The following is a 7272-nucleotide window of genomic DNA, read 5'->3' on the forward strand; positions in this document are numbered from 1 at the left end:
GCCACCCCCGAACTGATGGACCAGGCCCGGACCATCCTCAGCGCGGCGGGAACCGTCGTTGAAATCCCCGAAGAGCAGGTTGATGCGCTCTCGGCGGTGAGCGGTTCCGGGCCCGCCTACGCGTTCTACCTGGCGGAAGCGATGGCAGCGGCCGGCGTCAAGCTGGGACTCGACGAGGACCTGGCCAAGCTGCTGGCAACCGAGACCGTGGCCGGCGCAGGCTTCATGCTCGCTGAGGAAGGCGCGGACGCGACGGCGCTGCGCAAGGCCGTCACGAGCCCCAACGGGACAACCGAGCGCGCGATAGCAACCTTCGACGAGCAGGGACTTCCGGACATCGTAGCTGCAGGAGCACGTGCAGCGGCGGAGCGGGCGGCTGCGATCACCCGCGAGCTGGGCGGGTAAGCCCGTCAGGGCCGGGCGGCGAAGCGTTCGAGAAGGTCCACATGGCCGGAGACGATGAGCATGTCCCGGCTGGTGACCTTGGTTTCCGGGCGGGCGTAGGTGAAGTCCTCGCCCGGTGATTTCACGCCGACCACCGTGACCCCGTATTTGGAACGGACTGCCGATTCACCCAGCGTGAAGCCCTGGGTTTCCTTCGGCGGGAACATCTTGACGATGGCGAAACCGTCCTCGAACTCGATGAAGTCGAGCATCCGGCCGCCGACCAGGTGCGCGGCGCGCTGCCCGGCGTCGGCCTCGGGGTAGATGACGTGGTTCGCCCCGATCCGCTTGAGAATCTTGCCGTGCGAGGGCGTGATCGCCTTGACCCACAGATTGTCGATGTTCAGGTCCACAAGGTTTGCGGTGATCAGAACGCTCGCCTCGATCGAGGTTCCCACCCCCACGACGGCGGCAGGAAACTCCTGTGCCCCCAGCTGGCGCAGGGCGTCGATGTTGGTGGCGTCCGCCTCCACGACATGGGTGAGGGTTCCCGACCACTTCTGGACCAGCTGCTGGTCCTTCTCAATTGCGAGCACCTCGCGTCCCTGTTTGACGAGCTGCTCGGCCGTGGCGGCGCCGAATCGCCCCAGCCCGATCACGAGCACTGGCGCGTTGTGTGCTGGTCTCTCAGCCAATGATTGGCCTCTCTTCCGGGTAGTGGTAGAGCGTGCTGCGCTGGCGCAGAGCGAGCGCAGAAGCAAGGGTAATCGTTCCAAGACGGCCGGCGAACATGAGCGCAGAAAGAACATACTTTCCTTCAGGTGGAAGTTCCGCGCTGAGGTTGGTGCTGAGACCGCAGGTGGCGAACGCCGAGATGACCTCGAAGAGCACCCGGTTCAGCTCCACCCCTGAGATCCACACGATCAGGCCGGTGCCGACCAGCACCATGGTGGCACCCATGAAGATCACCGAGATGGCCACCCGCATGGCTCCCTGGGGGATCTTTCGGCCGTAGACGCTGACGTCCGAGTCGCCGCGGGCCTCAGCGAGGATCGCGAGGAACATGACAGCGATGGTGGTGACCTTGATTCCGCCGGCTGTCGAGGCGGAACCGCCGCCGGCGAACATCAGCGCATCCGTCAGGAGCATCGTGGTCGGCTCCATCTGGTTCTGGTCCACGAGATTGAAGCCGCCCGAGCGCGTGTTGATCGACGCGAAGACCGAATGAATGATCTTGTCACTGACGCTCAGCCCGCCGATGGTGTTGCTGTTGGACCACTCCATCCCACCCCAGAGCACCGCTCCCGCAACCAGCAGGATGAGGGACACGTTGATGGTCAGCTTGGTGTGCAGGCTCCACTTCTGGATGTGGTGGCGGAACTGCACGAGGATCAGGATGACCGGGAAGCCAAGGCTGCCGACAAAGACCCCGACCATGATCGGCATGAGAATCCACAGGTCAGTCTCGTAAGGCACCAGACCGTCGGAGTGCGGAGTGAACCCGGCATTGTTGAACGCCGAGATGGAGTAGAAGATCCCGTGCCACACCGCGAGCCAGAAAGGCTCACCGAGGATGATGAACCGGGGAATCAGGGCAAGGGCCAGGACCACCTCGACGGCCACGGAGGTGGTGATGACAATCCGCAGCAGGGTGCCTACCTCGCCCAACCGGGTCGCGTTATTGAGTGCGGACTGCGCCAGGAGTTTGCCGCGCACCCCGAGCCGCTTGCTTACCACCAGCGCCAGGAGGGAGGCGAGGGTGAGGGTCCCCAGTCCGCCCACAAAGATGCCGATCAGAATCACCAGCTGGCCGAAGAAAGACCAGTGGGCAGCTGTCGACACGACCGTCAGTCCCACCACGCAGACCGCGGAGACGGCAGTGAAAAGGGCATCGTGGAGTGGAGTGAATTCACCGGAACTGCTTGACGCCGGGAGGGTAAGCAGAACGGTGAAGACGAGCACCACCAGCGCAAATACCAGCAGGGCAACCCGTGCGGGGGAGCTGTTGACTACGCCGTCGATGAAGTCGCGCGCCCGGCGCAGCAGGTGCAGGTGAACCTGGTCTTCCCCTCCCAGCCAGGAGGGGTGTGTCCGTGTCATGCTTGCTGATCCGCTCCGTATCTCCCGCTGGTCCCTCCGAGTAGTAAACCACCTTCACACGTGCGCCGTGGGCAGGAAGGGCCCGGATCGCGTAGCCTGCTGGAGTGGCCAGTACCTCCGTTCCCGCCTTTTCAACGAGGGTGGTGTGGGACGAATCCATGCTCGCGTACAACTTCGGCGCGCACCATCCGATGAGCCCGCTGCGGCTCGACCTGACCGCGCGCCTTATTCGGGCCGTCGGATTGTTCGACCTTCCCCAGGTCCGAATCCTTGTGCCCGAGGTTGCCGACGACGCGAGCCTGCTGACCGTCCATGATGCGCGGTATGTGGACGCGGTGAAGGCTGCCGATGCCGATCCGGAGGCTGCCGATGGAACCGCGGGATTCGGAACCGATGACACACCGGCTTTTGCGGGCATGCACACAGCCAGCGCTCGCCTGGTCGGGGGTTCCCTGGCCGCGGCCGACTCCGTGCTGTCGGGAGCTGCGCAGCACGCCGTGAATTTCGGCGGCGGAATGCATCACGCCGGCCGTGCGGTGGCGAGCGGCTTCTGCATCTACAACGACGCCGCCGCGGCAGTTCAGCGCCTGCTCGACCACGGCGTGCAGCGCGTCCTCTACATCGACGTCGATGCTCATCACGGTGACGGCACGCAGGAGATCTTCTGGGATGACAATCGGGTAATGACCATCTCCCTGCATGAGACGGGCATGAGTCTTTTTCCCGGCACGGGGTACGCCAATGAAATCGGCGGCCCTGCGGCGCAGGGTTCCGCAGTCAATGTTGCGCTGCCCACCACCACCGGAGACGCGGGATTTCTGCGGGCCTTCCACGCGGTGGTGCCCCAGCTGACGGCCGCATTCAAACCTGAGGTGATCGTGAGCCAGCACGGTTGCGACAGCCACGTCGATGATCCGCTGACCAACCTGCGTATCACGGTGGACGCGCAGCATGCGGCAGCGGTGGCCGTGCGGGAGCTCGCTTCGCAGCATTGTGAGGGACGCTGGATCGCAACGGGAGGCGGCGGGTACAACATCACGTCGGTGGTGCCGCGCTCCTGGACCCTGCTCACGGCTGTGGCCGCGGGCGCTGATATCACCCTGACGACGCCGGTGCCCGGTTCCTGGCGTTCCTATGTGACCGAGCGTTTCGGCCGCAACGCGCCCGAAGTGCTGGGGGATGGTTCCGATACCTGGTGGCAGTCCTGGGAAGCCGGGTTCGATCCGAACGCCAACCTGGACCGCTCGATCATGGCCACGCGGAAGGCCGTGTTTCCCCTCCACGGATTGGACCCCTGGTTCGACTGACTTCGCCCCACCAAGGGATGCCGCTTTCGTTATATACGGATATGGTAATGGGATGGTCATGGATGATGTGTTCGCCGTCATCGCCGAAGCAACCCGCCGTCAGATCCTGGCATCCCTGCGGGATGGAGACAAAGCGGTAGGCGAACTGGTGCAGGAGCTTGAGGTAAGTCAGCCCACCGTTTCCAAGCACCTCAAAGTCCTGCGGGAAGCGGGCCTTGTATCCATGCGGGCACAGGGTCAGAAGCGGTTCTACTCCCTCGTCCCGGAGCCGCTGCAGGAGGTTGCTTCCTGGCTTGCCGGGTTCGAGCTGCCTGTTCCCCAGAGCAATTCATCCCTGGCCCCAGCTGTTGTTGAACCCGCGCTTGGTGAGATGGTCCCGGTGACGCCGGCTCTTGCGCAGGCAGATGGAGCTCAGCAGTTCGGGCGCACCGTCGGCAGAGCCGCCGAGCGGGCGGCCGACCTCCTGTCCCAGTTCCCGAAGCTGCGCCGCCGCAAGGAGTAACCCGGCCGGGCATGACTGTTACCTCCACACCGGTCACAATTGCGCCGTCACTTTGGCAATATGCCGCGGGCCTATTACGCTCAAGCCATGACAACCCGTTGGTATGCGTATTTTGCGTTGGCTCTGGAGGAGCCCGCGGCCTAATACGCTGACCAACACCTTCAGAGCCAACAGGGCAGGACACGCTTCCTGCCCTTCGTCGTTTCCACGGCGGGTTCTGATGGACAGTCCCGCCGAGAACCTCTTCGAAAGCGGGACCATGAAAACCCTCACCACCTCCTCGTCCAACGTCAATGTGCGCACGATCGAGCCGCTGCCCACCCCGTCTGATGTGCTCGCCGAACTGCCCGCGTCGGACGAGGCGGCCGCCTCCGTACGACGCTCCCGTGAGGAAATCAGGGCTGTGCTCAACGGGGTCGATGATCGGCTCCTCGTCATCGTTGGCCCCTGTTCCATCCATGACCCCGCCGCCGGCCTCGAATACGCGCGCATGCTCGCCGACGCTGCCCAACTGCACCGCGAGGACCTGCTGGTGGTCATGCGCGCATACTTCGAAAAGCCAAGGACCACCGTGGGGTGGAAGGGGCTCATTAATGATCCGCACCTGGACGGCAGCCATGACATCGCTGCCGGCCTTCGTGCCGCGCGGAACTTCCTCCACGAGGTGGCGGCACTCGGTCTCCCGCTGGGCACCGAGTTCCTCGAACCGATCAGTCCGCAGTACATCGCTGACCTTGTCAGCTGGGGCGCAATCGGAGCGCGGACCACGGAAAGCCAGATCCACCGACAGTTGTCGTCGGGATTATCGATGCCGGTGGGTTTCAAGAACGGAACCGACGGCGGAATCGGAGTAGCGCTGGACGCCTGCGCCTCCGCGAGTGCGCCACAGGCCTTCCTGGGCGTGGACGACGACGGGCGGGCAGCCCTTGTGTCCACCACCGGCAACCCCGATACTCACCTGATCCTGCGTGGCGGCGCTGACGGCCCGAACTACGGCGCCGAGGACGTGGCGAACGCATCGGCGCGCCTCACTGCCGCGGGCCTGAACGGCCGCCTCATCGTGGACGCGAGCCACGCGAACAGCGGCAAGGACCACCGCCGCCAGGCGGAGGTCGCCCGCGAGCTGGCGGACGCGGTGGAGGGTTCCGATGCAATCGCCGGCGTCATGCTGGAGAGCTTCCTGGTGGAGGGTGCCCAGAAGCTGGATGTCTCGGCCCGGGGCGACCTTGTCTACGGCCAGAGTGTCACCGATGCCTGCATGGGCTGGGGCACCACAGCGTCGGTACTGGGTGATCTGGCGAGGGGATCACGCCGTCGTCGTAGTGTTGGCTGATCGTGACTTTGGGCGCTTTCACTTTGGTCACATCAACCACTAGAGTATCTCCCTAGACGGACTATCCTCAGGTCTCAAGGCGACACGCCGTTCGGCGTTCCACCAATTGTGGTGGGCGCCCATCTCAGGGTCAGCTCCAGGAGAAAAGGACAGTGGTGAGATGACGAACGGGAGCAACTTCTCCGACGTGCGCTTCCTGACGGTGGCGGAGGTCGCCGACGTGATGAGGGTGTCAAAGATGACCGTGTACCGGTTGGTCCACTCGGGTGATATGCCGGCGGTCCAGTTTGGGCGTTCCTACCGGGTGCCCGAATCAGCCGTACAGCAGTATCTCCGGTCCGCCTCTGTTGAGGGCGAGTCCGGCACCGGCTAGCAGGCCGGTCAGGGAGGCCGGTTTGACCGGGTACTCTGTTAAGAAGCGTTTTGCGTAGGCGGCCGTTCATTCGGCCGCAAGATGTGCGTCATCGCGATGTACGTCAATTGTCAGATTCGAGCTTCCACGCCGCAGCACCTGCGGTGGAGGTTGTCCGGAACCGGAATGAATAGTTTGTGAGGACTCTATGGGTTCAGTAATCAAGAAGCGCCGCAAGCGGATGGCGAAGAAGAAGCACCGCAAACTGCTTCGCAAGACCCGCCACCAGCGCCGCAACAAGAAGTAGCATCGCATCCGGTCCGCCCTCGAGCGGACCGGTTTTGCGTTTAAGGACTAACCCCTCATCCGGGTGAACCCGCGCCACAGCCCGTAGACCACGCCGGCTCCCGTCGCTGCCTTGAGTCCCAGGGTGGCTGCCCGGCGGCCGCTCCGGAAGTCGTAGATGGGCCAGTTGGAGTCCCGGGCGTGTTTGCGCAGGCGGTGATCCGGATTGATCGCCACAGGGTGTCCCACGATGCTCAGGAGCGGGATGTCATTGTACGAATCGCTGTAGGCCCAGCAGCGGGACAGGTCCAGGCCCTCGTTGCCTGCGAGCTCGCGAACGGCAACGGCTTTGGCGGGACCGTGAAGGAACTCACCCACCAGTTTGCCGGTGTAGAAACCCTCGGAGACCTCGCCGACGGTGCCGAGCGCGCCGGTGAGACCCAGCCGGTTGGCAATGACGCTGGCCACTTCAACCGGGGTTCCTGTGACCAGCCAGACGCGGCGTCCGTTTCGGAGATGCTGCTCGGCCAGCGCCCGTGCGCCCGGCCAGATCTTCGAAGCAATCATCTCGTCATACACCTCTTCGCCGAGGGCGAGCACGTCCTCATGGGCGATCCCGATGGCGAAGGCGAGCGCGGCGTCGCGTACCGCATGAATGTCGGTCATGTTCTCGCCGCGCATGACGAAGCGCAGCTGTTTCCAGGCCAGCCCGGCAGCAAAACGGAGCGTGAAGGCCCGCCGCTGGTACATCTTGCGCGCCACATGGAAAAGGCTGGCACCGCGCATCATGGTGTTGTCGACGTCAAAAAATGCTGCTTCTCCGGCCGGCCCGCCCAGCGGCGCCGCTTCAGCAGGCACAGCCTCTGCGGCTGACCCGGGAACGACGACGGGCTGGAGGCTGGCTGCGGACATAGCATGAGTCTAATCACTGCCCGGCGCTGGGCGGGGAACCTGCGGCCGGTACGCGCTTCCCGCCTCCCACACCTCGCTGCGCTCGGCGCGGGTCCCT

Annotated in this window: 9 protein-coding genes; 6 read left to right on the top strand and 3 right to left on the bottom strand. The window is 64.4% G+C overall.

The window, feature by feature from the left end:
- The coding region (locus X803_RS18180) for a pyrroline-5-carboxylate reductase family protein (RefSeq protein WP_035778131.1) at positions 1-405 on the top strand (405 nt) is incomplete at its 5' end.
- A gap of 5 nt (positions 406-410) precedes the next feature.
- On the opposite strand, the gene X803_RS0106035 is transcribed toward X803_RS18180, so the two are convergent.
- Complete coding sequence (locus X803_RS0106035) at positions 411-1049, bottom strand: potassium channel family protein (RefSeq protein WP_051470518.1); 639 nt, start codon at positions 1047-1049, stop codon at positions 411-413.
- Between the two features lie 22 nt (positions 1050-1071).
- Positions 1072-2484 carry a TrkH family potassium uptake protein gene (locus tag X803_RS0106040; RefSeq protein WP_026544437.1) on the bottom strand — a complete coding sequence of 471 codons (1413 nt, stop codon included), beginning with the start codon at positions 2482-2484 and terminating at the stop codon, positions 1072-1074.
- A 158-nt stretch (positions 2485-2642) separates the two neighbouring features.
- Here X803_RS0106040 and X803_RS0106045 point away from each other — a divergent pair, with 158 nt between their 5' ends.
- The 5 genes from X803_RS0106045 (at position 2643) to X803_RS21415 (ending at position 6285) form a co-directional block, all read left to right on the top strand.
- A complete protein-coding gene (locus X803_RS0106045) occupies positions 2643-3791 on the top strand; it encodes an acetoin utilization protein AcuC (protein WP_084033470.1) in 1149 nt (382 codons plus the stop codon).
- A 52-nt stretch (positions 3792-3843) separates the two neighbouring features.
- The gene (locus tag X803_RS0106050; protein ID WP_026544439.1) at positions 3844-4293 is read left to right on the top strand and encodes an ArsR/SmtB family transcription factor; all 450 of its coding nucleotides are present in this window, start codon (positions 3844-3846) and stop codon (positions 4291-4293) included.
- Between the two features lie 220 nt (positions 4294-4513).
- Positions 4514-5626 carry a 3-deoxy-7-phosphoheptulonate synthase gene (locus X803_RS0106055; protein ID WP_026544440.1) on the top strand — a complete coding sequence of 371 codons (1113 nt, stop codon included), beginning with the start codon at positions 4514-4516 and terminating at the stop codon, positions 5624-5626.
- Positions 5627-5786: 160 nt separating this feature from the next.
- Positions 5787-5999 carry a helix-turn-helix domain-containing protein gene (locus X803_RS0106060; RefSeq protein WP_026544441.1) on the top strand — a complete coding sequence of 71 codons (213 nt, stop codon included), beginning with the start codon at positions 5787-5789 and terminating at the stop codon, positions 5997-5999.
- 187 nt (positions 6000-6186) lie between these two features.
- Positions 6187-6285: a 30S ribosomal protein bS22 gene (locus tag X803_RS21415; RefSeq protein ID WP_003792170.1), complete on the top strand. Its 99-nt coding sequence runs from the start codon at positions 6187-6189 to the stop codon at positions 6283-6285.
- A gap of 47 nt (positions 6286-6332) precedes the next feature.
- On the opposite strand, the gene X803_RS0106070 is transcribed toward X803_RS21415, so the two are convergent.
- The gene (locus X803_RS0106070; protein ID WP_051470519.1) at positions 6333-7175 is read right to left on the bottom strand and encodes an HAD family hydrolase; all 843 of its coding nucleotides are present in this window, start codon (positions 7173-7175) and stop codon (positions 6333-6335) included.
- Positions 7176-7272: the final 97 nt, after the last annotated feature.

This window comes from Arthrobacter sp. 35/47 (assembly GCF_000520475.1).
Classification (GTDB): domain Bacteria; phylum Actinomycetota; class Actinomycetes; order Actinomycetales; family Micrococcaceae; genus Arthrobacter_D; species Arthrobacter_D subterraneus.